Below are 21,550 nucleotides of genomic sequence, written 5' to 3'. Positions count from 1 at the left end.
ATGGCCGTTCCCGTCACGGAACGTGCGGAATGGGGCGGCGACGTCCGGAGGTCGGGAGGTACCTGCACCTCGCGTGGTCGGTCGGCCATAACGTTGACCGGACCGGATCGGACCGAAGAGAACGCGAGAAGTACGTGACAGGAGAGAAGGGCGGCTCGTACCGCGAGTTGTTCGCAGCGTCGGGGGCAGCCGCGTTCTGCCTGGCGGGATTCGTGGCGCGCCTGCCGATCGCGATGGTCGGGATCGGCATCGTCACGATGTTCTCCCAGCTCGAGGGGAACTACGCGGTCGGCGGCGCACTGTCCGCGGTGTTCGCGCTGTCGTACGCCGTGCTCACCCCGCTCGTCTCCCGCGCGGTCGACCGGTACGGCCAGCGACGGGTCCTGCCCACGGCCGCGGCCGTCAGTGCGGTCGCCACCCTCGCGATGCTCGCCGGCGTCCGGTTCGAGGTGCCCACGGTGTGGCTGTTCGTCTGCGGGATCCCGGCGGGACTCATGCCCACGATCGGCGCGATGGTGCGGGCGCGGTGGACACAGCTCTACGGCGGCACCCCGCGACTGCGCACCGCCTTCGCGCTCGAAGCGGTGGTCGACGAGGTGTGCTTCATCGTCGGCCCCGTCCTGTCGGTGGGCCTGAGCGTGGCAGTCTTCCCCGAGGCCGGCCCGCTGCTCGGCGCCGTCCTGCTGCTCGTCGGCACCCTCGCCCTCGCGGCGCTGCGCAGCACGGAGCCTCCCGTGCAACCGCACACCGACGACCGTGCGCGGACGAACATCCTGCGCATGCCCGTCCTCCTGTCGATCGTCGTGGTTATGGTCGCGATGGGTGTCGTCTTCGGGGTGATCGATGTCGCGGCCGTCGCGTTCACGGCCGAACAGAACTCTCCGGGATCGGCCACCTTCGCGCTCGCGCTGTTCGCGACGGGTTCGGCGACGAGCGGCCTGATCTTCGGTAGCCGGGTGGGATCGAGTGCTCCGACCCGCCAGTTGTTCGCCGCCACCGGCACTCTCGCCGTCCTGCTGTGCCCGTTGCTGCTCGCCGGTTCGGTGCCGATGCTCACGGTGCTGTACTTCGTTGCCGGATGCGCGATCTCACCCATCATGATCGTGGCGACATCGCTGACGCAGCAGATCGTGCCGCCCGACCGGCTCACCGAGAGCATCACCTGGACGGTCGCGGGTCTCGGCGTCGGCGTCGCCGCGGGTTCGGCGCTGGTGGGACAGGTCATCGACCGGACCGACGCCGGCACCGGATATCTCGTGGCGGTTGCCGCGGGCATCCTCGCGGTCACCTGTGCCGGCGGGATCCATGTGCGAGCACGGTTAGAGTGACGCGCATGGCAGTTCGTGAAGTGGCCGGTATCGACGGCACCTCCCTCGTCTATCGCGCATTCGGCTCCGAGACGGCACCGGTTCTGGTGTTGCTCCACGGGTGGGCGCAGTCGTCACAGTGCTGGGGCGACGGGGTTCTCGACGCACTCGCCCGCGACTTCCGGGTGGTCGCCGTCGACCTGCGCGGACACGGTTATTCGCAGGCCCCCGAGACCGGATACGCCGATCGCAGCCTGTGGGCCGGCGACCTCGCCGCGGTGCTCGCCGCCGAGAACGTCTCCGAGACGAACCCGGCGGTGCTGCTCGGCTGGTCGTACGGCGGCCTGGTGATCTGCGACTATCTCGCCGAACACGGCGCGGGAGCCGTCGCCGGCCTGGTTCTCGTGGGTGCCATCACGAGCATCGGCCGTGGCGAGAAGGGCGGACGCGTCGGTGCCTCGATGCGTGCCGCGATTCCCGCCGCGATGTCGGAGGACCCGAAGGAAGCGGTGCGCGCGCTCGGCTCCTTCGGCAACGCCCTCACCGGTCCCGTCGTCGAGGGCAGCGCTCTCCTCGAAGGCAAGGGTGCGGTGTCGCAGGCCTTGTTCGGCGCGAGCCTGTCCACCCCGCCGCGCGTCCGTGCGGCGCTGTTCGACCGGGCGGTGGGCAACGACGACCTGCTCGCCGGCCTGGACGTGCCGGTTCTCCTCCTGCACGGCGACGCCGACTCGGTCGTCGACGTCTCCGCGGCGCACCACGCGGCGTCGCTGCTGCGACGCGCCACGACCTCGATCTGGGAGGGCGTCGACCACGGTCCGTTCGTCGAAGATCCCCACCGATTCGTGTCGGAGGTCGGAGAGTTCGCTCGCACCGCGACGGCGGAGGCGGCGACACGCGAAGATCGGCAGCAGGGCAGTATGGAGGGGTGACGTCCCAGCCCAGCCGCCCGCACCGCGTGGCCGTGATCTCGGTCCACACCTCGCCGCTGGCGCAGCCCGGAACCGGGGACGCAGGCGGTATGAACGTGTACGTCCTGCAGACCGCCGTCGAGCTCGCGCGTCGCGGCGTCGAAGTCGAGATCTTCACCCGCGCGACCTCGTCGGCCGATCCGGCCGTCCAGCAGGCCGCGCCCGGGGTGCTCGTCCGCAACATCGAGGCCGGCCCCTTCGAAGGCCTCGACAAACACGACCTGCCGACGCAGCTGTGCGCTTTCGCTGCCGGCGTGCTGCGCGAGGAGGCACGGCACCCGCAGGGCTACTACGACCTGGTGCACTCGCACTACTGGTTGTCGGGGCAGGTCGGTTGGCTCGCCCGCGACCGCTGGGGTGTGCCGCTCGTGCACACCGCCCACACGCTCGCCGCGGTGAAGAACGCCTCGCTCGCCGAGGGCGACACCCCCGAACCCGCAGCCCGGCAGATCGGGGAACAGCAGGTCGTCGCGGAGTCCGACCGCCTGGTGGCCAACACCGCCGACGAAGCGGGGCAGCTCGAACGCATCTACGGGGCCGATCCCGCGAAGATCGACGTCGTCGCACCGGGCGCCGACCTGAACCGCTACCGGCCCGGCGACCGCGCGGCCGCCCGCGCCGAGCTCGGACTCGATCCGCGCGAGACCGTCGTGGCGTTCGTGGGCCGCATCCAGCCGCTCAAGGCTCCCGACGTGCTGCTCGAGGCCGCGGCGCGGGCCCTCGCCGACGACCCCGGCATGCCGCTGCGGGTCCTCGTCGTGGGAGGCCCGTCGGGAACGGGTCTCGAGCGCCCCGACGCGCTCATCGAACTCGCGTCCGCACTGGGTATCGCGTCGCGGGTCCCCTTCCTCCCGCCGCAGCCGCCGGACCGTCTCGTCCAGGTCTACCGGGCTGCGGATCTCGTTGCGGTGCCGAGTTATTCGGAGTCCTTCGGTCTCGTCGCGATCGAGGCGCAGGCCTGCGGCACGCCCGTGCTGGCCGCGAACGTCGGTGGTCTCGGCGTCGCCGTGCGCGACGGGGAGACCGGCGTGCTCGTCGACGGGCACCGCATCGACGACTGGGCGACGGCGTTGCGGTCGCTCGTCGGCGATCCGGATCGTCTCGCCCGATTCGCGGCGACCGCGCCCGTGCATGCGGAGTCCTTCTCGTGGGAACACACCGCGGAAGGACTGCTCGACAGTTACCGACGGGCCGGGATGCGCCGCAACCGCGCCTTCGGTACCGGCGAGCACTCGCTGCGACGGCAGCGTGGAGTGTGGAAGTTGCGACGGACGAGGGGAGTCACGGCATGAGCGACCGGCTCATCGAACTGATCGAATCGACGCTGCGCGATCGCGAGCTCGAGTTCTCCGTCAAGGAGGGCGGGCACTTCGTCGTCGAGCTCCCGGGCGAGAAGAAGCTCAAGACGACCACGCTGCTCAGCGTCGGACAGCACGGTGTGCGGGTCGAGGCGTTCGTGTGCCGCAAGCCGGACGAGAACTTCGAATCGGTGTACCGCTACCTGTTGCGCCGCAACCGTCGCCTCTACGGCGTGGCGTACACGCTCGACAAGGTCGGCGACATCTATCTGGTGGGACGCATCGCCGCGCACGCGGTGACCCCCGAGGAGATCGACGCGGTCCTCGGGCAGGTCCTCGAGGCGGCGGACCACGACTTCAACATCATCCTCGGTATCGGGTTCATCACGTCCATCAAGCGCGAATGGGAGTGGCGGGTCTCGCGCGGCGAACCGTTGCGCAATCTCGAGCCGTTCCGTCACCTCATCGAGGAGGAGACCGGCACGCCGTTCGAGCCCGATGTGGACGACGACGAACCCGAGGATCGGCGCGAAGCGAACGGGTGACGGCGTTGCCGGACACCGTTATCTCGCCGTGAACATGTCCGGTTGGAGAGGTCTGCACGGCCGTATGGTGTGACCATCACCACAATCGAAATCCGCTGGAAACGTCCGGGAAACGGTGCGTTCCCGCGAAGCGACCTGGGGTTTTGTCGATCGCCGGTCCGGTTTCTCGCACAGCCGTACCGGAAAATCGACCCGTGACCTCGCCGTGATGAACCCTTACCGTCGATGTAGGCCCGATACCGACGGGCGTTACACACCGGCCCCGCAGCCGCTCGTTCCACCCCCGCGGGATTGTCGGATCCACAACCTGCCGAGGGGTGGAGCGAGAGAGCGACCGGGCGTGCGCGAGCACCGCACCGTGTCGCCGGCACCGACCGTCCAGCCCACATGTGGCGGACCCATTGCGTCGGGGGCCTCGCAAGCAGCCGGAAAGGATTCATCCACATGGCAAAGTTCACGATCAAGCGCGCCCTGGGCACCCTCGCTGCCTCCACTGCACTCGTTGCGACCCCGTTCGCTCTGGGTGCCGGTACCGCCAACGCCGCATCCGGCAACTGGGATGCCGTCGCACAGTGCGAGAGCGGTGGAAACTGGGCGATCAACACCGGTAACGGCTACTACGGCGGTCTGCAGTTCTCGCAGAGCACCTGGGAGGCCTACGGTGGCTCGGGAACCGCGAACAACGCCTCGCGCGAGGAGCAGATCCGCGTCGCCGAGAACGTCCTCGCCGGACAGGGCGTCGGTGCATGGCCGGTCTGCGGTCAGTACCTCTGACCGCAGCGCCCTCGGGCGTAGGGAGCGCAGCTCACACGACATCGTGAGCGCAGCTCCAGCAGCTTCCGAACCCCGCGTGCGATCCGTCGCACGCGGGGTTCGTGCTCTCCGGCAGGCGAACCGCGCCGGGAACGGTATCCTCGCAATCCTCACACAGCGCGTGTGACGGGCTTCACAACCGCTGCGGTAGTGTGGACTCGACCGAAAGTCGGCACGGCGTGCCAGCAGAATGCTCGGAGGATGAGTAATGAGTTTCCGCAGTCCCTTTCCCGACGTCGACATCCCGGCATCGAGTGTCTACGACTTCCTGTTCGGTTCGCTCGACGAGTCCGAGCTCGATCGACCCGCGCTCATCGACGGCGCGTCCGGCACCGTGACGGACTACCGCACGCTCGTGGCCCACATCGACGCCGTCGCCGGAGCGCTGGCCGCCCGGGGCATCGGTGTGGGGAAGGTCGTCGGGCTGCTCGCACCCAACGTGCCGGCCTTCGCCTCGGTCTTCCACGGCATCCTGAGGTCCGGCGCCACCGCGACCACGATCAACGCCCTCTACACAGCCGGGGAGATTTCGAAGCAACTCGACGACTCGGGGGCCGTGGCACTGTGCACGGTGTCCCCGTTCCTGCCGCAGGCGAAGGAGGCCGCCGCGGCCGCCGGGATCCCCGACGAGTTGCTCTTCGTGCTCGACGGCGCCGAGGGCCATCCGTCCCTGCGCGACGTGCTCACCGAGGGTTCACCGGCTCCCGCCGTCGAGTTCGATCCGGCCACCCACCTCGCGGTACTGCCGTACTCCTCGGGCACGACGGGCCGGCCCAAGGGCGTGATGCTCACGCACCGCAATCTCGTCGCGAACGTCTGCCAGATCACCCCGCGGATGGGTATCGCCGCCGACGACCGCGTGCTCGCACTGCTGCCGTTCTTCCACATCTACGGCATGACGGTGCTGCTGAACGCCGCGCTGTACAACCGCGCGTCGCTGGTGACGATGCCGAAGTTCGACCTCGTCGACTTCCTCACCTACATCTCGGAACACAAGTGCACGTACGTGTTCATCGCGCCGCCGGTCGCTGTCGCGCTCGCCAAGCACCCCCTCGTCGACCAGTACGATCTGTCGAGCGTGCACACGGTCTTCTCCGGTGCTGCACCGCTCGACAAGGAACTCGCCGGATCGGTCGCGAAGCGCTTGGGCTGCAACGTCCGGCAGGGATACGGCATGTCGGAGATGTCTCCCGTGTCGCACGCAATTCCCTTCGAGGACAACGAGACCGAACTCGATTCGGTGGGACCGACGATCGCGAACATGGAATGCAAGATCGTCGATCCCGCCACCGGCGAGGAAGTCGAATATCCCACCGGCGACGGCGTTTCGGCGCCCGGCGAACTGTGGTGCAAGGGACCGAACGTCATGGTCGGTTATCTCGGCAATCCCGAGGCCACGGCCGACACCCTCGACGAGGACGGCTTCCTCCACACCGGCGACATCGCCACGGTCGACGGGAAGGGTGCCGTCCGGATCGTCGACAGGCTCAAGGAACTCATCAAGTACAAGGGCTACCAGGTGCCGCCGGCCGAGCTCGAGGCTCTGCTGCTCACGCACCCGCAGATCGCCGACGCCGCGGTGATCGGCGTCCGTGACGCCGAGGGCGAGGAGGTTCCGAAGGCCTTCGTCGTCCGGCAGCCGGATTCGACGATCGACGAGGACGAGGTCATCGACTTCGTGGCCGCGCGGGTCGCGCCGCACAAGAAGGTCCGCCAGGTCGAGTTCATCGACACGGTGCCGAAATCCTCTGCGGGCAAGATTCTTCGGAAGGATCTGCGCGCCCTGAACGCCTGACGGGCGCACCGGCGACGTGTGGATCCCCGGGAGATCGTGTGTCTCCCGGGGATGCCGCTGTCCGGCCCCTGCTACGGAACCGCCGGGCCTCGACCTCTCGGGCCGTGGAGGACCCTGCCCGATCAGGCGAGCATGTGTGGTTGTCCCGCTCGGTACCGGTCGGCGTTGATGCGCCGCAAGGGTTCCAGTTCGGGCGGTTCGTGCAACTTGTACAGTGCCGGCGGTGCGGCGGGGGGGCCCGCAGTCTGGAGCAACGCACCCACCGCCGCCCGCGCCGATTCGTTCGCGCTCTCCATCGTCGCGAGGTCGATGTCGTTGCGGACGTAGTCGCCCGCGAGGAACAGGTTCGGGATCGCGGTGTGTGCCTCGGGCCGGTTCGCGAGCGACCCCGCGGGATGTGCTGGTTGAAGCCAGGGAAGAAGCGGAAGCCGTGTTCACCGGGCAGATCGAGGCGGCCGCCTGCCGCGGTGCCGGGGGAGGGGATGCTGCGCGCCTTGCCGCCGAGCGCGGTCGGCTCGAAGACGGTGACCTCGAAGCCGCGTTCGATCAACTCGTGCGCGGCGGCCGGTCCGGCCATCCCGCCGCCGAGGATCGCGACCCGGCGTCCGCCGGAGTGCACCGCCGGTGCGCGGCGGCTCGGCTGTGCGCCCGCCGTGACAGGCAGGGCTGCGGCCCCGAGCGCGCCGAGGGCGGTGCGGCGGGACATGCGTCCGTCGGGCTGCGGACCCCGGTGTGGCTGCGGACCCCGGTGTGACATCGAATCCCGTGTGTGTCGGTGATGACGAACTGTGGTGCGCGGCGCCGACTCCCGCGTTCCTGGCAACGTACATTGTCAGATATGGCCCACGATCGGGGGCGCCCGTGGCGGAATCCCCATCCGTGCATGTCAGGATTGGGTCATGACTATCGGAACACTTGTTCTGCTCCGCCACGGCGAGAGCGAATGGAATGCGATGAACCTGTTCACCGGCTGGGTGGACGTGCATCTGACCGACAAGGGGATCGCCGAGGGCAAGCGGGCCGGTGCCCTCCTCGCCGAGCACAATGTGCTTCCCGACGTCTCCTACACCTCCCTGCTGCGCCGCGCGATCAGCACCGCCAACTTCGCGCTCGACGCCGCCGACCGGCACTGGATCCCCGTCATCCGCGACTGGCGTCTCAACGAACGCCACTACGGCGCGCTCCAGGGCAAGAACAAGTCCGAGATCAAGGACGAGTTCGGCGAGGAGCAGTTCATGCTGTGGCGTCGCAGCTACGACCCCCCGCCGCCGCCGATCGAGCCGGGTTCGAAGTACAGCCAGGACGCCGACCCGCGCTACGCCGACGTCGACGAGGTTCCCCTCACGGAGTGCCTGAAGGACGTCGTCGCCCGTTTGATCCCGTACTGGGAGTCGACGATCTCCCAGGACCTGCTCGCGGGCAAGACCGTGCTCGTCACCGCGCACGGCAACTCGTTGCGCGCGCTCGTCAAGCACCTCGACGGGATCTCCGACGACGACATCGCGGGCCTGAACATTCCGACGGGCATCCCGCTGCGCTACGACCTCGACGAGAACCTGCGCCCGCTGAACCCGGGTGGCACCTATCTCGACCCCGAGGCCGCAGCTGCCGGTGCGGCGGCGGTCGCGAACCAGGGCGCCAAGTAGCAGCCTCACGGAAGCGAGATCCGACCCCGTTGCCGTTCGGTGACGGGGTCGGTTCGTTCGTGCAGGTCCGTCGCAGAGTGGTCCGTTCTGGGCGAACAAAGGGTGAACAACACTCCAACATCCGAAAAATGGGGTGTGACGTGCGGGAAATGCCGTCGACCCGCTGTCCGGTGGGGTACCGGTGTCATTACGATTCGAAGTGTGAGTGTTACGCAGGCCGTGTTGCTGGCCGTGGTCGCAGCGGTCCTCGGCGGGATCGTCACCGTCGCCGCCGGGAGGCTGGTGCAGCGCCGGGCCCACGGTAGCGACCAAGCCGACCTCACGATGTTCGACGTGCTCGACCGGGTCGTGCACGGGGCGTCGACCGGTATCGCGGTGGTCGACAAGTTCCACGACGTCGTCCTGTCGAACCCGCGCGCCGAGGAACTCGGCCTCGTCCGCAACCGGCAGATCGACGACCGGGCCTGGGCGGCCGCCTGCCAGGTGCTCGAGAAGAGGAAGCCGATCGAACTCGACCTGGGCGCGAAGGCATTGTTCGGCCGCGAGCCCGTCGCGGTGCGCTGCACCGTCCGGCTGCTGCTCGACCAGGACCCGCGCTTCGTCGTGCTCTACGCCTTCGACGACTCCGAGCACGTCCGCATGGAGGCCACCCGGCGCGATTTCGTGGCCAACATCAGCCACGAACTGAAGACCCCCGTCGGCGCGATGGCGTTGCTCGCGGAGGCGCTGCTCGAATCCGTCGACGATCCCGAGACCGTCCGCCACTTCGGCGAACGGGTCCAACGCGAGGCGACGCGCCTCGGCAACATGGTGACCGAACTGATCGCCCTCTCGAAGCTCCAGGGTGCCGAGAAACTGCCCGATCTCGAGGTCGTAGACGTCGACGACGTCGTCGACGAGGCTCTCGACCGCACGCGCCTGACCGCCGAGAACGCCTCGATCACCATCAGCACCGACCGGCCGAGCGGTCTCGAGATCCTCGGCGACCGAACGCTGCTCGTCAGCGCCCTCACCAACCTCATCGAGAACGCGATCGCCTACTCCCCGGCCGGCTCACCGGTGACCATCAGCAGGTCGCTGCGCGACGGCAAGGTCGCTATGGCCGTCACCGACCGGGGGATCGGTATCGCCAAGGAGGACCAGGAGCGGGTCTTCGAGCGCTTCTTCCGCGTCGACAAGGCCCGGTCGCGGGCCACCGGAGGCACCGGCCTCGGGCTGGCCATCGTCAAGCACGTCGCTGCGAACCATCACGGCGAGATCACCCTGTGGAGCAAGCCCGGTACCGGCTCCACCTTCACCCTCCTCGTCCCGGCCCACGTCGAGGACGCCGAGGACGACGAGAACCACACCGCCGACCGCACCGAGAAGGTGGTCGGATCGTGACGCAGACCCCACCCGGGTTCCCGGGCGGACGGATATCGAGAAACAGACGGAGGACCAGCTCGTGACGCGTGTGCTGATCGTCGAGGACGAGGAATCGTTGGCGGATCCGCTCGCCTTCCTGCTGCGGAAGGAGGGGTTCGAGACGACCATCGCCGGCGACGGCCCCTCGGCCCTCGCCGAGTTCGACCGGGAGGGCGCCGACATCGTCCTGCTCGACCTGATGCTCCCCGGGATGAGCGGCACCGACGTGTGCAAGCAGTTGCGGACCCGCTCGGGTGTGCCGGTCATCATGGTCACCGCTCGCGACAGTGAGATCGACAAGGTCGTCGGGCTCGAACTCGGCGCCGACGACTACGTCACCAAGCCGTACTCGGCGCGTGAACTCATCGCCCGGATCCGTGCGGTCCTGCGGCGCGGGGCCGACACCGAGAGCGAGGTAGCGGCGGACGACGGACTGCTCGAGGCCGGACCCGTGCGGATGGACGTCGACCGTCACGTCGTGCACGTCAACGGTGAGCCGGTTGCCATGCCGCTCAAGGAATTCGACCTGCTCGAATATCTCCTGCGGAACTCCGGGCGGGTGCTCACCCGCGGACAGCTCATCGACCGGGTGTGGGGCGCCGACTACGTCGGCGACACCAAGACCCTCGACGTCCACGTCAAGCGTCTGCGCTCGAAGATCGAGGAGGATCCGGCCAAGCCGCGTCACCTCGTGACGGTGCGCGGTCTGGGTTACAAGCTCGAGGCCTGATCGGAGCCGGCATCGGAGCCCGCCTGTGCTGCCGACGTCGCGGGATGGATCGCGATCAGACCCAGTCCCTGGCGTCGCCGGCACAGGCGCGCGAGCTCGTCGTAGGCCGCCGCACCGAGGAGTTCGGTGAGCTCGGGGGCGTACGACTGCCAGACCGGACGCTCGCCGACGTGCGCGTCGGGAGAGCCCGAGCAGTACCAGTCGAGGTCGTGTCCACCCTCACCCCAGCCGCGTCGGTCGTACTCGGTGATGACCGTGCGCAGGATCTCGGTGCCGTCGGGACGCTCGACCCAGTCCTGGGTGCGGCGGATCGGGAGCTGCCAGCACACGTCCGGCTTCATCTCGAGCGGTTCGATGCCGCGTCGCAACGCCATGGTGTGGAGGGCACAGCCCTGGCCGCCCTCGAATCCGGGACGGTTCAGGAAGATGCACGCACCCTTGTAGCGGCGGGTGCGCAGGGCGGGCTCGTCGTCGATCTCGTCCTCTTCGAGGTAGCCCTTCTTGCCCAGGCCCTTGTCCATGAACTGCCAATCGGCCGGCGTGAGGTGTTTCACTGCCTTCGCCAGCTTCTGGCGATCGTCGTCGTCGGACAGGAACGCACCGTGCGAGCAGCACCCGTCGTCGGGTCGCTCGGCGATGATGCCCTGGCACGCCGGAGTGCCGAACACGCAGGTCCACCGCGAGAGCAGCCATGTCATGTCTGCGGCGATGACGTGTTCGTCGTTGTCGGGGTCGGTGAACTCCACCCATTCCCGAGGAAAGTCGAGAGGGACTTCCGGGGCCGGGTCGAGTTTGTGTGGGGCATGGGACATACCTGCTGTCACAGGTTCCGACGGTAGACCCAGTACCGTATTGATGTGCGCTTAGGGGTACTCGACGTCGGAAGCAACACCGTTCACCTGTTGGTGGTGGACGCCCATCGTGGTGGGCACCCCACGCCGATGAGTTCGACGAAGGCGACGCTGCGGCTGTCCGAGAACATGGACGACAACGGCGACATCACCTCCAACGGCGCCGATCAGCTCGTCGAGACCGCCGCCGAATTCGCCAGCATCGCCCGCACCTCGGGATGCGGCGAGCTCATGGCGTTCGCGACGTCCGCGGTGCGCGACGCCGGCAACTCCGAGGCCGTCCTCGAGCGGGTGCGCCGGGAGGCCGGGGTGTCGCTGGACGTGCTCTCCGGCGAGGACGAGGCGCGGCTGACCTTCCTCGCGGTGCGCCGCTGGTACGGCTGGAGCGCCGGAAACATCCTCGACCTCGACATCGGCGGTGGTTCGCTCGAGCTCACCTTCGGTGGCGACGAGGACCCCGAGATCGCCTACTCGCTCCAGCTCGGTGCGGGACGGCTCACCCGCGACTGGTTCCGTGAGGACCCGCCCGGCAAGCGCCGGATCTCGGCGCTGCGCGACTGGCTCGACGCCGAACTCGCCGAGCCGGCGAAGGCCATACGCAACGCGGGCGACCCCGACCTGTGTGTGGGCACCTCCAAGACCTTCCGGACCCTCGCCCGCCTGACCGGCGCGGCCCCCTCGTCCGCCGGCCTGCGGGTACAACGGACCCTGACGGCCAGCGGACTGCGCCAGCTCATCGCCTTCATCTCCCGGATGACCACGGCCGACCGCGCAGAACTCGAAGGCGTCAGCTCGGACCGGTCCGAGCAACTCGTCGCCGGCGCCCTCGTCGCGGAGGCGAGCATGCGTGCCCTCGGAGTGGAGACGCTGCAGATCTGCCCGTGGGCGTTGCGCGAAGGCCTGATTCTTCGGAAGCTCGATACGGATATGGGTGGCGAACTGGTGGTGGCAACCGGATGAGCGAGAATCGCAGCAACGACACGGGGCAGATCTCCGTGGCCGAGCTGTTGGCGCGTAACGGCCAGAAGGTGGGAACACGGGCCGGGGGACGACGCCGACGAGGTGCGAGCGGCGGCATCTCCGTCGCCGAACTGACGGGCGAGATCCCGATCACCCGCGCAGACAGCAAGGTCGAGCGGCACACCCCGACCGATGCGGAAAGCGCTGCCGGGCAGGCGGATTCGTCGTCCTCGACGGCTGCTGTCGAGGCGGATACCCCGCCGAAGGCCGTCCCGGCGCCACGCAAGGTCGAGACCCCGAAGCTAGAGACGCCGAAGGCGGCGACCTTCGCGCTGTCCGACATCGAGAAGACCACCGTGACCCCGCGGGTTGCCGTCGAGACGAAGACGCCGCCGGTGAAGACCGGAACGAGCACGCCTGCCGTCACGAAGACGCCGCCTGCCGCGAAAACACCACCCACTGCGAAGGCGCCGTCCGGCCCGGCGGCGAAGGTGCCTGCAGCCGCGGATGCAGTGTCGAAGACGGACACGGTGTCGAAGACGGACACGGTGTCGAAGACGGCCGCATCGACGAAGGCAGCGTCCAAGGCGGCGCCGCCCAAGATCGAGTCGCCGACCGAGGTCATCCGTCCCGAGGCGCTTCCCCGGCGCGCGCGGGCGCATCTCGGAGCGGCAGCGCCCGGCTCGCAGTCCGGTGAAGGAGCAGCGGTCGCCGACAAGAAGGCGGACAAGAAGTCCGAGAAGGCGAGCGCCCCGGCGGTGTCGGTGCGCAAGGCCGACGTCGCCGAACCGCGACTACTGTCCGGCCCCGCCAGCGACCTGCAGGGCACCGGTGCCGACGCCGACGACTCGACCGACACCATCGGTGCTGCGGGTGCCGCGCCCGACGCTTCGGAGGGAGTGGCATCGTCGCGGTCGCGGAAGTCCCGCGGCAAGGGTGGGAAGTCGACGTCCGACGCCGCCGACGACTCGGCACGGAAGAGTGCGGACGACGAGTCCACCGACGCGGAGCAGGGCAGTGGCCTCAAGCAATGGGCGTTGCTGATCGGCGAGAGCGTCGCCGCGATCGTCGCGGGCGGATTGCTCTTCAAGGGCTTCGAGCGGTTGTGGGACCTCATGCCGTGGGTCGCCTTCGCGCTCGCGCTGCTGGTGATCGTGGGCCTGGTCGCGCTGGTGCGTGTCCTGCGGCGCACCGACGACATCACGAGTCAGCTCATCGCGCTCGCGGGGGGAGCATTCGTGGCCTTCGGGCCGCTGTTGTTCCTGCTGCCCGGGTGAGCCGATGCCGACCGCGCAGGGAATCCGGGTAGGGCTGTCCTCCGCTTCGGTCTACCCGGAGAACACCGAAGCGGCGTTCCGCTTCGCGGCCGATCTCGGTTTCGACGGGGTCGAGCTGATGGTGTGGGCCGAACCGGTGAGCCAGGACCCCACCTCGGTGGAGCGTCTGGTCCGCGAGTACGGCGTGCCGGTGCTCGCCGTGCACGTGCCCTGTCTGCTGATCTCGCAGCGCGTGTGGGGATCCGATCCCGCCGCCAAGCTCGACCGTTCGGTGCGTGTCGCCGAGATCCTCGGTGCGGAGACCGTCGTGGTCCATCCGCCCTTCCGGTGGCAGCGTCGCTATGCGGAGGGATTCTCCGACCAGGTCGCGGCGCTCGAGGCCGACAGCCACGTGGTGCTCGCGGTCGAGAACATGTACCCGATGAGGGCCGACGTCGTCTTCGGCGGTCGTGATCGCGGCGCCGAACGTCTGCGCCGGCGCGGTCCCGGCCGCGCGGTCTCGGCCTACAGCCCGTCGCTCGACCCCACCGACACCGGTTTCGCGCACTACACGCTCGACCTGTCGCACACCGCGACTGCGGGGGCCGACGCCCTCGCGCTCGCGGATCGGATGGGGGAGGGGCTCGCCCACCTCCATCTCGCCGACGGCCGGGGCTCCTCGCTCGACGAACACCTCGTCCCGGGAACGGGCACGCAGCCGTGTGCGGACGTGTGCCGCCGGCTCGCCGCGAGCGACTTCGGCGGGCACGTGGTGCTCGAGATCAGCACCCAGAGCGCACGGACGCGTGCGGAGCGCGCCGGGATGCTGGCGCGTTCGCTGGCCTTCGCGCGCACGCACCTGGATCGCTCGGCGACGCGCGCGATCACCGCCGGCCCCGAGAGTCCCCGGCACACGGACATCGCGCGCGTCCCCGCCTCAGAGGGCAGCGATTCCGGCGGCGAGCACGGCGACGCCTGAGATCAGCACGCCCGCGGTGAGGGAGACGGCGCCGAGCCGGACCGCCGCGAACATCCGGCCGGGCCGCGTCGGATCGGGCCCGAGCACCGACAGGAAGAAGCCTGCCGGGATCAGGATCGCGGCGACGAGCACGGCGATGGCGCCGGCCGCCGACCAACCGGGTGATGCGCCCACGACGTGCGTGAGAACGGCGATGAGCAGCCCGAGGGTGACGAGTACTCCAGCGTGGGCGTGACCGGCACGGAAGAACGTCTTCTGCAGGTCGTTGGTGGGTACGCCGCCCGCGGCGACGCGTAGCAGGAAGGTGCCTCCGAAGGCGATGCCTGCGACGGTGAGCACGGTGCTCCCGAGAACGATGGTCACGAGCGGATGCATGAGGGCCTCCTCGGCCGGTACTCCGTGACCGGATACTACAACTATCCAATACTGGATAGTTGTAGTATCCGGTGTCGAGGAGCGGAGGTGATCGGTGCGTATCTCGGAACTCGCCGAGCGTTGCGGCATACCGCTGCCGACGGTGAAGTACTACCTGCGCGAGGGGCTGCTCATGCCGGGCGTGGCGACGAGCGTCACCTCGGCGACCTACGACGACCGGCACGTGCGGCGCATGGGTCTGGTCCGGTCACTCGCCGCGCAGGGTCTGCCCCTCGAGAAGATCAAGACCGTCGTGGATCTCGTCGACAATCCCCGCGACGACCTCTTCGTCGAACTCGGCCACGCCATCGCCGCGCTGCCACCCTACGTCGAGGACTCGGCCGGTCCCGGCTATCCCCGCGCCCGCCACCTGCTCGAACGCCTCGGCCAGATCTACGACCCACGGTTCGCGGCCGTGGCGCAACTCGAACACGCGCTCGCGGCACTTGAAGCCGCCGGCCTGCGGATGGACGACCGCCGGATCGACGCCTACGGCCGTCACGTCCGCGCCATCGCCGAACTCGACCTCGAACTGCTGCCGACGCACTCCCGGGAAGCCACCGTGGAAGCGGCCGTGCTCGGGACCGCCCTGTACGAACCGGTCCTCACGGCCATGCGCCGGTTGGCCCACCAGCATCTCGCCGCCCGCATGTTCGGGTCCGGTGGACCCCCCACGACCGGCGCCGATCCGGCCCCGAACGACGACCAGGAGCAGCAGTGACCCTCACCGACCAGCCCTTCCTCGACCTGACCTCGGTCACCCGGGTGCCGGGAGAGCACCCGGATGGCACGGCGGCCTGGCAGGCGCACATCGATCCGGTGTGGACCATCGGGCCCAAGGTGCACGGCGGATGCATGCTCGCGGTCTGCGCGTCCGCGGCGCGCAGGTCGGTGCTCGACGCCGGCGTCGACCCGCTCACCCAGCCCCTCGCCGTGAGTGCCTCGTTCGTCGCCGCGCCCGACCCCGGCGACGTCGAACTCACCACCGTCCTACGCAAGCAGGGCAAGCAGATCGCCCTTGTGGACGTCGAACTGTCCCAGGCCGGGCGTGTGGCGGTGCGGGCGAGTGTCACCCTCGGCACGCCGGATACCGAGGAGCCCTTCCACACGGTGCCGCACCGCGCGACCACCATGCCCGCCGACCCGCCGGCCGAGTCGGTGCTCGTCACCCCCGAGCACCCCATGGGGCAGATCGTGAAGTTCGCCGCCACCTCCCACCTCCGGATCGACTCCGCCACCGCGCGTTTCCTCGACGGGCAGCAGGGCGAACCGCTCGTGTCGATGTGGACGCGGCCGTCGCCGGGCGACGAGGCCGACGTCGACACCTCGGTGCTGTTCGCGCTCATGTGCGGCGACGTGTCGGCTCCCGTCGCGATGAACCTCGGCCGTTTCGGCTGGGCGCCGACGGTGCAACTCACCGCCTATCTGCGGCGGGTCCCGGCTCCGGGATGGCTGCGGGGCATCGCCGAGAGCAGCGTGCTCGGCAGCACCTGGTTCGAGGAGGACCACACCGTCGTCGACTCGACCGGCCGGGTGGTCGTGCAATCGCGTCAGCTGGCCATGATGCCGCGCTGATACGCCCGAACGCGGTAGGTCCCGACAGGCGGTGACCGTGGTGTAGGCCGCACGGACGGTCGTGGCAGGCTGTCCCCATGACGAGAATCGCAGTGATCGGTGGCGGCAGGATCGGCGAGGCGCTGATCTCGGGTCTGCTGAAGAACGGCTTCGCGACCAAGGATCTCGTGGTCGCCGAGAAGTTCGAGGAGCGGCGTGAGGAACTGTCCCGGGCCTACTCGATCCGGGTCACCGACAGCACCTCCGACGCCGCGGAAGGCGCCGACGTGGTGGTCGTGGCCGTCAAGCCCAACGACGTGGACGTCGTCGTCACCGCCCTCGCGGCGGTCGACGCCGGGAACGACGACGAGCAGATCCTGGTGTCGCTTGCCGCGGGCATCCCGACGGTCCGCTACGAGACCAAGCTCCCGGCCGGCTTCCCCGTCGTGCGCGTGATGCCGAACACCCCGATGCTCGTCGGGGAGGGCGCGAGCGTGCTGTCCGCCGGTCGGTACGTCAAGCAGCAGCATCTCGACACGGTCCGCGAGATCCTCGCGAGCGTGGGAACGGTCTCGGTGGTCCCGGAGGCGCAGATCGACGCGGTCACCGCGGTTTCCGGATCCGGGCCCGCATATTTCTTTCTCGTCGCGGAGGCGATGATCGACGCCGGTGTCTCGCTCGGCCTGACGCGGGCGGTGGCCACCGATCTGGTGGTGCAGACGATGACCGGCTCGGCCGCGATGCTCACGCGCTCGGGGGACAACGCTGCCGACCTGCGCGCCGCGGTCACCTCGCCGGGTGGCACCACGGCGGCCGCGATCCGCGAACTCGAGCGTGGAGGCCTGCGTACGGCCTTCTACGAGGCGCTCGACGCTGCGAAGCGCCGTTCCGCGCAACTCGGGGCGGCATCGGATCAGCCGTCGCCTGCGGCCCGCGAGGGGCTCTCCGGGACGGCCTGACAGGGCATCCACCCGAGGCACTGACAGGTGTCACTGCGGAACGCTGACAGACGTCACCGTAGGGCGTAGCGTGGCGACGAACAGCCGCCCGCCGGAAATTCCCCAGCTGCATCGTCGCACAGGAACCATTCGTCACGCTAAGCTCGAATCAGCACGTGCGTGTCTGTTCCGCCGGAGGGGAAGCCGGCGGCGCGGGCGTGCCGGAGGTGTGTAATGGTTTCAGGAAACACGCCGTCGAAGGGTCAACCTCAAGACGGACAGTCGGTTCTCGCCGGTACCCAGTTCCTGACGGTTGCCGAAGTGGCAGCTCTCATGCGGGTGTCGAAGATGACCGTGTACAGGCTGGTGCACAGTGGCGAACTACCCGCAGTGCGTGTGGGACGCTCGTTCCGCGTGCATGCGAAGGCCGTCCACGACTACCTCGAGACGTCGTACTTCGACGTCGGATAGAGGTCGGACAGGGACGATCGGCGCATCGTCGGGGACGACGGTACGACGAACGGATCCGGTGCGCGAGGGAAGTCGCGTTCCGGGACGGACCTCGGTTTCACGCCGGGTGGGCCGCCCCGGTAGGATTGCTTGTCGTCGTACCGGCCAGCCGGTGTCGTGAGGCGCTGTTACTCGTCGCCACGAGGCCCAGCGTCGACATACATCAGGCGTACGTCACCGGCGTGCGCAGGAACGCTACAAGGAACGTGAGGGATGCCCACATGGGATCTGTGATCAAGAAGCGCCGTAAGCGCATGTCGAAGAAGAAGCACCGCAAGCTGCTCCGCCGCACCCGAGTGCAGCGTCGTAAACTCGGCAAGTAAGCCCTGCGCCTATCCGATGCCCGTCACCTTCCATGGTGGCGGGCATCGTTCGTCTGTGCATCCCGGTACACGAAAGTTCACCCACGAGTCGTGCGATGGCGGCGAAGTGGCCGTATTGTGGGACGGCATACCGCGTCGGGGCGAATGTGACCGATGACGCGTGCGGTGCAGCAGGGGGTTTCACGAGTGGTTTCGCAGGGGCACGAAGTGGCACGTCCACGAGTCGTGCTGGTCACCGGAGCAAGTCGGTTCCTGGGTGGTTTCCTCGTCACCAGGCTCGCCCAGAATCCCGACATCGAGCGGGTGATCGGCGTCGACACCCAGTCGCCGTCGAAGGACATGCTCCGGCGCATGGGGCGGGCCGAGTTCGTGCTCGCCGACATCCGCAACCCACTCATCGGCAAGATCATCCGCAACATGGACGTCGACACCGTCGTCCACGCGTCCGCCGTCACGAAGGCCCCGAAGTCCGGGAGCCGCACGGCGATGAAGGACATGAACGTCCTCGGCGCGATGCAGCTGTTCGCGGTGTGCCAGAAAGCACCCTCGGTGCGCAGGATCGTGCTGCGCTCGTCGTCCGTCCTCTACGGATCGAGTGCCAAGGACCCCGCGAAGTTCACCGAGGAGATGAGCGCCCGCCGCCGGCCCACGGGCGCCTTCGCCCGCGACATGATAGAGGTCGAGGGATATCTGCGCGGCGTCGCCCGGCGGCGCAGCGACATCGCGACCACCATCCTCCGGTTCGCACCCACCGTCGGGAACCGGCTGCCCGGCTCGGTGTCGAGCTATCTCACCTCCCCGCTCGTCCCCAACGTGCTCGGCCGCGACGCGCGACTACAGTTGCTGCACGAGGAGGACGCACTCGGTGCGCTCGAACACGCGGTCGTCGCCGGACCGTCAGGGACGTACAACATCGCCGGTGAGGGGATCGTCACGATGACCCAGGCCGTGCGCCGGGCCGGTGGCGTCACCGTGCCGATGCCCTACGCGCTGTTCCGCACGGTCGGGCACGCACTCATGGGTTCCGTGATGAACTCCTTCACCAAAGAAGAACTCGACTATTTCCATTTCGGATGCGGACTCGACACCACGCGCATGCGCAACGCGTTCGGATTCGAACCACGCTGGACCACGAGAGAAGCGCTCGACGATTTCGCCGGGGGCCTCGCCCTCACCCGCATCGTGAAGACCGAATGGGTGGACAAGGCCGAGTCGATGGCGCTCTCCGTGCTCGGAGAGACGAGGGAGACGCGATGACGGAGGTCGCGAAGGTCATCCCGTTGCACGCCGGCAACCGCCGTCCCGGCGAACGGGTCACACGCACACCCCATCCGTCGATGGGGCCACCGCCCACCCCCGAGCAGGTGAACCGCACCGATCGATTCCTCGACGACCTGCGCGGCACGCTCGCACAACAGGTCACCGCCACCGCCGAGTTCGTGCGCCGCCGGATGACCGGCGACTACGAAGTCGACGACTTCGGCTTCGACCCGCACTTCACCGAGAACGTCGTCCTGCCGGTGCTGCGACCCCTGTTCGACAAGTGGTTCCGCGTCGAGGTCCGCGGCGTCGAGAACATCCCCGCCGAGGGCAGCGCACTCGTCGTCGCCAACCACGCCGGCACGCTCCCCGTCGACGCACTGATGACCTCCGTCGCCGTGCACGACCACGCGGATCGTCACCTGCGGATGCTCGCCGCCGATCTCGCCTTCGGTATGCCCGTGGTGGGGACGGTGACGCGCAAGGCCGGCCACACCCTCGCGTGCCATCCCGACGCCGAACGACTCCTCCGGCAGGACCAGGTGGTCGCGGTCTTCCCCGAGGGGTACAAGGGACTCGGCAAGCCGTTCAAGGAGCGTTACAAACTGCAGCGGTTCGGCCGCGGCGGTTTCGTGTCGGCGGCCCTGCGCACCCAGGCGCCCATCGTGCCGTGCTCGATAGTCGGCTCCGAGGAGATCTACCCGAACATCGCCGACCTCACCTCGCTCGCGCGCCTGCTCGGCCTGCCCTACTTCCCGATCACCCCGCTGTTCCCGGCGCTCGGCCCGCTCGGGATCGTGCCGCTGCCGTCGAAGTGGTACATCGAGTTCGGCACACCCATCGTCACCGACGTGTACGACGAGGCCTCGGCGGAGGATCCGATGGTGTTGTTCGAGGTCACCGACCACGTGCGCGAGACGATCCAGCAGACCCTCTACAAACTGCTCACGCGCCGGCGGAACGTCTTCCTCGGCTGAGCACCTCGAAAATCAAGCCGCTCGGTCGCGGCTGTACTGTCAGGCCGCTCGATCGCGGCGGCGACCCACGAGGACCGCGACAGCACCACCCGCGGCACCGAGACCGAGCGCCGTCGGCACCCCGACCCTCGCGGCCTTGCGCGCCGTCCGGAAGTCGCGGATCTCCCCCCCGCGTGTGCGAGCGCCCTGCCGTAGATCCGGATCGGGATTGATCGCGACGGCCGTGCCGACCACCGAGAGCATCGGCACGTCGTTGTGGCTGTCCGAATAAGCCGTGCAGCGCTTGAGATTCAGACCCTCACGGATCGCGAGGGCCCGCACCGCGTGCGCCTTGCCGAGACCGTGCAGGATGTCGCCGACGAGACGGCCCGTGAAGACGCCGTCCTTCGACTCGGCGACGGTGCCGAGCGCACCGGTCAGGCCGAGGCGTTCGGCGATGACGTCGGCCAGTTCGACCGGCGTCGCGGTCACGAGCCACACCTGCTGGCCCGCGTCCAGGTGCATCTGCGCGAGCGCGCGGGTGCCCGGCCAGATCTTGTCGGCGATGATGTCGTCGTAGATCTCCTCGCCGAGCCGGCGCAGTTCCTCCGTGGAGCGGCCCTGCACGAACGACAGCGCCTTGTCGCGACCGGACGCGACGTCGTTCATGTTCTCCTTGCCCGTCAGGCGGAACTTGACCTGCTGCCAGGCGAACTCGAACAGGTCGGACTTGTCGAAGTAGTTCCGGGCGACGAGGCCGCGGGCGAAGTGGATGATCGACGCGCCCTGCACCATCGTGTTGTCGACGTCGAAGAACGCCGCCGCGGTCAGATCGCGCGGGACGGGAGCGGTATCGGGGGAGGGCTCGGGTTCGACGCGGGATTCCTGCAACGCGAGGGCGGCATCGGCGCTCGCCTCACCTGCGAGATTGGCGCGGACCTCTTCCTCGCTGGGTCCGAATTTGCGAGAGAAGAGCCGACGTCCGGGACGGATGATGCTCGCCCACGTCTCACCCATGCCCCATCCGTAGGGAAACGAACGTC

Annotated in this window: 22 protein-coding genes and 1 pseudogene; 19 read left to right on the top strand and 4 right to left on the bottom strand. The window is 68.7% G+C overall.

What is annotated here, in order from left to right:
- The first annotated feature begins 29 nt into the window (after nucleotides 1-29).
- The 6 genes from IM25_RS01315 (at nucleotide 30) to IM25_RS01290 (ending at nucleotide 6,726) form a co-directional block, all read left to right on the top strand.
- Nucleotides 30-1,328 (top strand): MFS transporter, encoded by a 1,299-nt coding sequence (locus IM25_RS01315; protein ID WP_006552364.1) that lies wholly within the window; start codon nucleotides 30-32, stop codon nucleotides 1,326-1,328.
- Between the two features lie 5 nt (nucleotides 1,329-1,333).
- Nucleotides 1,334-2,236, top strand: coding sequence for an alpha/beta fold hydrolase (locus tag IM25_RS01310; protein WP_033096122.1), 903 nt, complete (start codon nucleotides 1,334-1,336; stop codon nucleotides 2,234-2,236).
- Nucleotides 2,233-3,567, top strand: coding sequence for a D-inositol-3-phosphate glycosyltransferase (gene mshA / locus IM25_RS01305; protein WP_065995670.1), 1,335 nt, complete (start codon nucleotides 2,233-2,235; stop codon nucleotides 3,565-3,567). The genes IM25_RS01310 and mshA overlap by 4 nt, the downstream gene beginning before the upstream one ends.
- Nucleotides 3,564-4,118, top strand: coding sequence for a YbjN domain-containing protein (locus tag IM25_RS01300; protein ID WP_006552361.1), 555 nt, complete (start codon nucleotides 3,564-3,566; stop codon nucleotides 4,116-4,118). Before mshA ends, IM25_RS01300 begins: the two co-directional genes overlap by 4 nt.
- A 444-nt stretch (nucleotides 4,119-4,562) precedes the next feature.
- On the top strand, nucleotides 4,563-4,892 hold the full coding sequence (locus tag IM25_RS01295) for a transglycosylase family protein (protein WP_006552360.1): 330 nt from the start codon (nucleotides 4,563-4,565) through the stop codon (nucleotides 4,890-4,892).
- Between the two features lie 247 nt (nucleotides 4,893-5,139).
- Entirely contained in the window at nucleotides 5,140-6,726 is a 1,587-nt protein-coding gene (locus IM25_RS01290) for an AMP-binding protein (RefSeq protein ID WP_033096121.1), read from the top strand.
- A gap of 391 nt (nucleotides 6,727-7,117) precedes the next feature.
- Here the strand turns inward: IM25_RS01290 and IM25_RS26620 are convergent.
- Nucleotides 7,118-7,432, bottom strand: a pseudogene (locus IM25_RS26620) (FAD-dependent oxidoreductase); the annotation flags it as partial.
- A 193-nt stretch (nucleotides 7,433-7,625) separates the two neighbouring features.
- On the opposite strand from IM25_RS26620, the gene IM25_RS01280 reads away from it, so the two are divergent.
- The 3 genes from IM25_RS01280 to IM25_RS01270 all read left to right on the top strand — a co-directional run bounded on the left by IM25_RS01280 (nucleotide 7,626) and on the right by IM25_RS01270 (nucleotide 10,506).
- On the top strand, nucleotides 7,626-8,372 hold the full coding sequence (locus tag IM25_RS01280) for a phosphoglyceromutase (RefSeq protein ID WP_065995669.1): 747 nt from the start codon (nucleotides 7,626-7,628) through the stop codon (nucleotides 8,370-8,372).
- 201 nt (nucleotides 8,373-8,573) lie between these two features.
- A complete protein-coding gene (locus tag IM25_RS01275; protein WP_052039928.1) occupies nucleotides 8,574-9,755 on the top strand; it encodes a sensor histidine kinase in 1,182 nt (393 codons plus the stop codon).
- A gap of 61 nt (nucleotides 9,756-9,816) precedes the next feature.
- Nucleotides 9,817-10,506, top strand: coding sequence for a response regulator transcription factor (locus IM25_RS01270; RefSeq protein WP_006552355.1), 690 nt, complete (start codon nucleotides 9,817-9,819; stop codon nucleotides 10,504-10,506).
- Here IM25_RS01270 and IM25_RS01265 read toward each other — a convergent pair.
- Nucleotides 10,488-11,318, bottom strand: coding sequence for a hypothetical protein (locus tag IM25_RS01265; RefSeq protein WP_024101732.1), 831 nt, complete (start codon nucleotides 11,316-11,318; stop codon nucleotides 10,488-10,490). The genes IM25_RS01270 and IM25_RS01265 overlap by 19 nt on opposite strands.
- Before the next feature lie 45 nt (nucleotides 11,319-11,363).
- Between IM25_RS01265 and IM25_RS01260 the strand changes: the two genes are divergently transcribed.
- Genes IM25_RS01260 through IM25_RS01250 form a run of 3 tightly spaced genes read left to right on the top strand, consistent with a single transcriptional unit; the run spans nucleotide 11,364 to nucleotide 14,552 of the window.
- Nucleotides 11,364-12,317, top strand: a complete 954-nt coding sequence (locus tag IM25_RS01260; protein ID WP_082920950.1) for a Ppx/GppA phosphatase family protein — start codon at nucleotides 11,364-11,366, stop codon at nucleotides 12,315-12,317.
- Entirely contained in the window at nucleotides 12,314-13,594 is a 1,281-nt protein-coding gene (locus IM25_RS01255; RefSeq protein WP_065995668.1) for a hypothetical protein, read from the top strand. The genes IM25_RS01260 and IM25_RS01255 overlap by 4 nt, the downstream gene beginning before the upstream one ends.
- Before the next feature lie 4 nt (nucleotides 13,595-13,598).
- Nucleotides 13,599-14,552: a sugar phosphate isomerase/epimerase family protein gene (locus IM25_RS01250; protein WP_033096117.1), complete on the top strand. Its 954-nt coding sequence runs from the start codon at nucleotides 13,599-13,601 to the stop codon at nucleotides 14,550-14,552.
- On the opposite strand, the gene IM25_RS01245 is transcribed toward IM25_RS01250, so the two are convergent.
- Entirely contained in the window at nucleotides 14,511-14,927 is a 417-nt protein-coding gene (locus tag IM25_RS01245) for a hypothetical protein (RefSeq protein ID WP_019291196.1), read from the bottom strand. The two genes, IM25_RS01250 and IM25_RS01245, sit on opposite strands and share 42 nt — an antisense overlap.
- 94 nt (nucleotides 14,928-15,021) lie before the next feature.
- On the opposite strand from IM25_RS01245, the gene IM25_RS01240 reads away from it, so the two are divergent.
- From IM25_RS01240 to IM25_RS01215, 7 genes are all read left to right on the top strand, one after another.
- Nucleotides 15,022-15,687 (top strand): MerR family transcriptional regulator, encoded by a 666-nt coding sequence (locus tag IM25_RS01240; protein WP_019291197.1) that lies wholly within the window; start codon nucleotides 15,022-15,024, stop codon nucleotides 15,685-15,687.
- On the top strand, nucleotides 15,684-16,541 hold the full coding sequence (locus tag IM25_RS01235; RefSeq protein ID WP_065995667.1) for a thioesterase family protein: 858 nt from the start codon (nucleotides 15,684-15,686) through the stop codon (nucleotides 16,539-16,541). Before IM25_RS01240 ends, IM25_RS01235 begins: the two co-directional genes overlap by 4 nt.
- A 77-nt stretch (nucleotides 16,542-16,618) precedes the next feature.
- Nucleotides 16,619-17,479 carry a pyrroline-5-carboxylate reductase gene (proC, locus tag IM25_RS01230; protein ID WP_024101725.1) on the top strand — a complete coding sequence of 287 codons (861 nt, stop codon included), beginning with the start codon at nucleotides 16,619-16,621 and terminating at the stop codon, nucleotides 17,477-17,479.
- 213 nt (nucleotides 17,480-17,692) lie between these two features.
- Nucleotides 17,693-17,929 carry a helix-turn-helix domain-containing protein gene (locus IM25_RS01225; RefSeq protein ID WP_006552345.1) on the top strand — a complete coding sequence of 79 codons (237 nt, stop codon included), beginning with the start codon at nucleotides 17,693-17,695 and terminating at the stop codon, nucleotides 17,927-17,929.
- A 260-nt stretch (nucleotides 17,930-18,189) separates the two neighbouring features.
- Nucleotides 18,190-18,291, top strand: a complete 102-nt coding sequence (locus tag IM25_RS25175) for a 30S ribosomal protein bS22 (protein ID WP_003402602.1) — start codon at nucleotides 18,190-18,192, stop codon at nucleotides 18,289-18,291.
- Between the two features lie 225 nt (nucleotides 18,292-18,516).
- Nucleotides 18,517-19,548 carry an NAD-dependent epimerase/dehydratase family protein gene (locus IM25_RS01220; protein ID WP_157126986.1) on the top strand — a complete coding sequence of 344 codons (1,032 nt, stop codon included), beginning with the start codon at nucleotides 18,517-18,519 and terminating at the stop codon, nucleotides 19,546-19,548.
- Nucleotides 19,545-20,528 carry a lysophospholipid acyltransferase family protein gene (locus tag IM25_RS01215; RefSeq protein ID WP_006552343.1) on the top strand — a complete coding sequence of 328 codons (984 nt, stop codon included), beginning with the start codon at nucleotides 19,545-19,547 and terminating at the stop codon, nucleotides 20,526-20,528. The genes IM25_RS01220 and IM25_RS01215 overlap by 4 nt, the downstream gene beginning before the upstream one ends.
- A 39-nt stretch (nucleotides 20,529-20,567) precedes the next feature.
- Here IM25_RS01215 and IM25_RS01210 read toward each other — a convergent pair whose 3' ends face one another.
- On the bottom strand, nucleotides 20,568-21,524 hold the full coding sequence (locus IM25_RS01210; RefSeq protein WP_065995665.1) for an HAD family hydrolase: 957 nt from the start codon (nucleotides 21,522-21,524) through the stop codon (nucleotides 20,568-20,570).
- Nucleotides 21,525-21,550 lie beyond the last annotated feature (26 nt).

This window comes from Rhodococcus sp. p52 (assembly GCF_000763325.2).
Lineage (GTDB): Bacteria > Actinomycetota > Actinomycetes > Mycobacteriales > Mycobacteriaceae > Rhodococcus > Rhodococcus pyridinivorans.
The sequence above is the reverse complement of the archived record's forward strand: the minus strand, read 5'-3'. Positions and strand labels throughout refer to the sequence as shown.

Bases quoted from the DNA above. Each gene is read 5' to 3' on its own strand.
- IM25_RS01210 (WP_065995665.1), bottom strand. From the start codon at position 21,524: ATGGGTGAGACGTGGGCGAGCATCATCCGTCCCGGACGTCGGCTCTTC.
- IM25_RS01245 (WP_019291196.1), bottom strand. From the start codon at position 14,927: ATGCATCCGCTCGTGACCATCGTTCTCGGGAGCACCGTGCTCACCGTC.
- IM25_RS01250 (WP_033096117.1), top strand. From the start codon at position 13,599: ATGCCGACCGCGCAGGGAATCCGGGTAGGGCTGTCCTCCGCTTCGGTC.
- IM25_RS01295 (WP_006552360.1), top strand. From the start codon at position 4,563: ATGGCAAAGTTCACGATCAAGCGCGCCCTGGGCACCCTCGCTGCCTCC.
- IM25_RS01280 (WP_065995669.1), top strand. From the start codon at position 7,626: ATGACTATCGGAACACTTGTTCTGCTCCGCCACGGCGAGAGCGAATGG.
- IM25_RS01255 (WP_065995668.1), top strand. From the start codon at position 12,314: ATGAGCGAGAATCGCAGCAACGACACGGGGCAGATCTCCGTGGCCGAG.
- IM25_RS01315 (WP_006552364.1), top strand. From the start codon at position 30: ATGGGGCGGCGACGTCCGGAGGTCGGGAGGTACCTGCACCTCGCGTGG.
- proC (WP_024101725.1), top strand. From the start codon at position 16,619: ATGACGAGAATCGCAGTGATCGGTGGCGGCAGGATCGGCGAGGCGCTG.
- IM25_RS25175 (WP_003402602.1), top strand. From the start codon at position 18,190: ATGGGATCTGTGATCAAGAAGCGCCGTAAGCGCATGTCGAAGAAGAAG.
- IM25_RS01265 (WP_024101732.1), bottom strand. From the start codon at position 11,318: ATGTCCCATGCCCCACACAAACTCGACCCGGCCCCGGAAGTCCCTCTC.
- IM25_RS01225 (WP_006552345.1), top strand. From the start codon at position 17,693: ATGGTTTCAGGAAACACGCCGTCGAAGGGTCAACCTCAAGACGGACAG.
- IM25_RS01215 (WP_006552343.1), top strand. From the start codon at position 19,545: ATGACGGAGGTCGCGAAGGTCATCCCGTTGCACGCCGGCAACCGCCGT.
- IM25_RS01290 (WP_033096121.1), top strand. From the start codon at position 5,140: ATGAGTTTCCGCAGTCCCTTTCCCGACGTCGACATCCCGGCATCGAGT.
- IM25_RS01300 (WP_006552361.1), top strand. From the start codon at position 3,564: ATGAGCGACCGGCTCATCGAACTGATCGAATCGACGCTGCGCGATCGC.
- IM25_RS01310 (WP_033096122.1), top strand. From the start codon at position 1,334: ATGGCAGTTCGTGAAGTGGCCGGTATCGACGGCACCTCCCTCGTCTAT.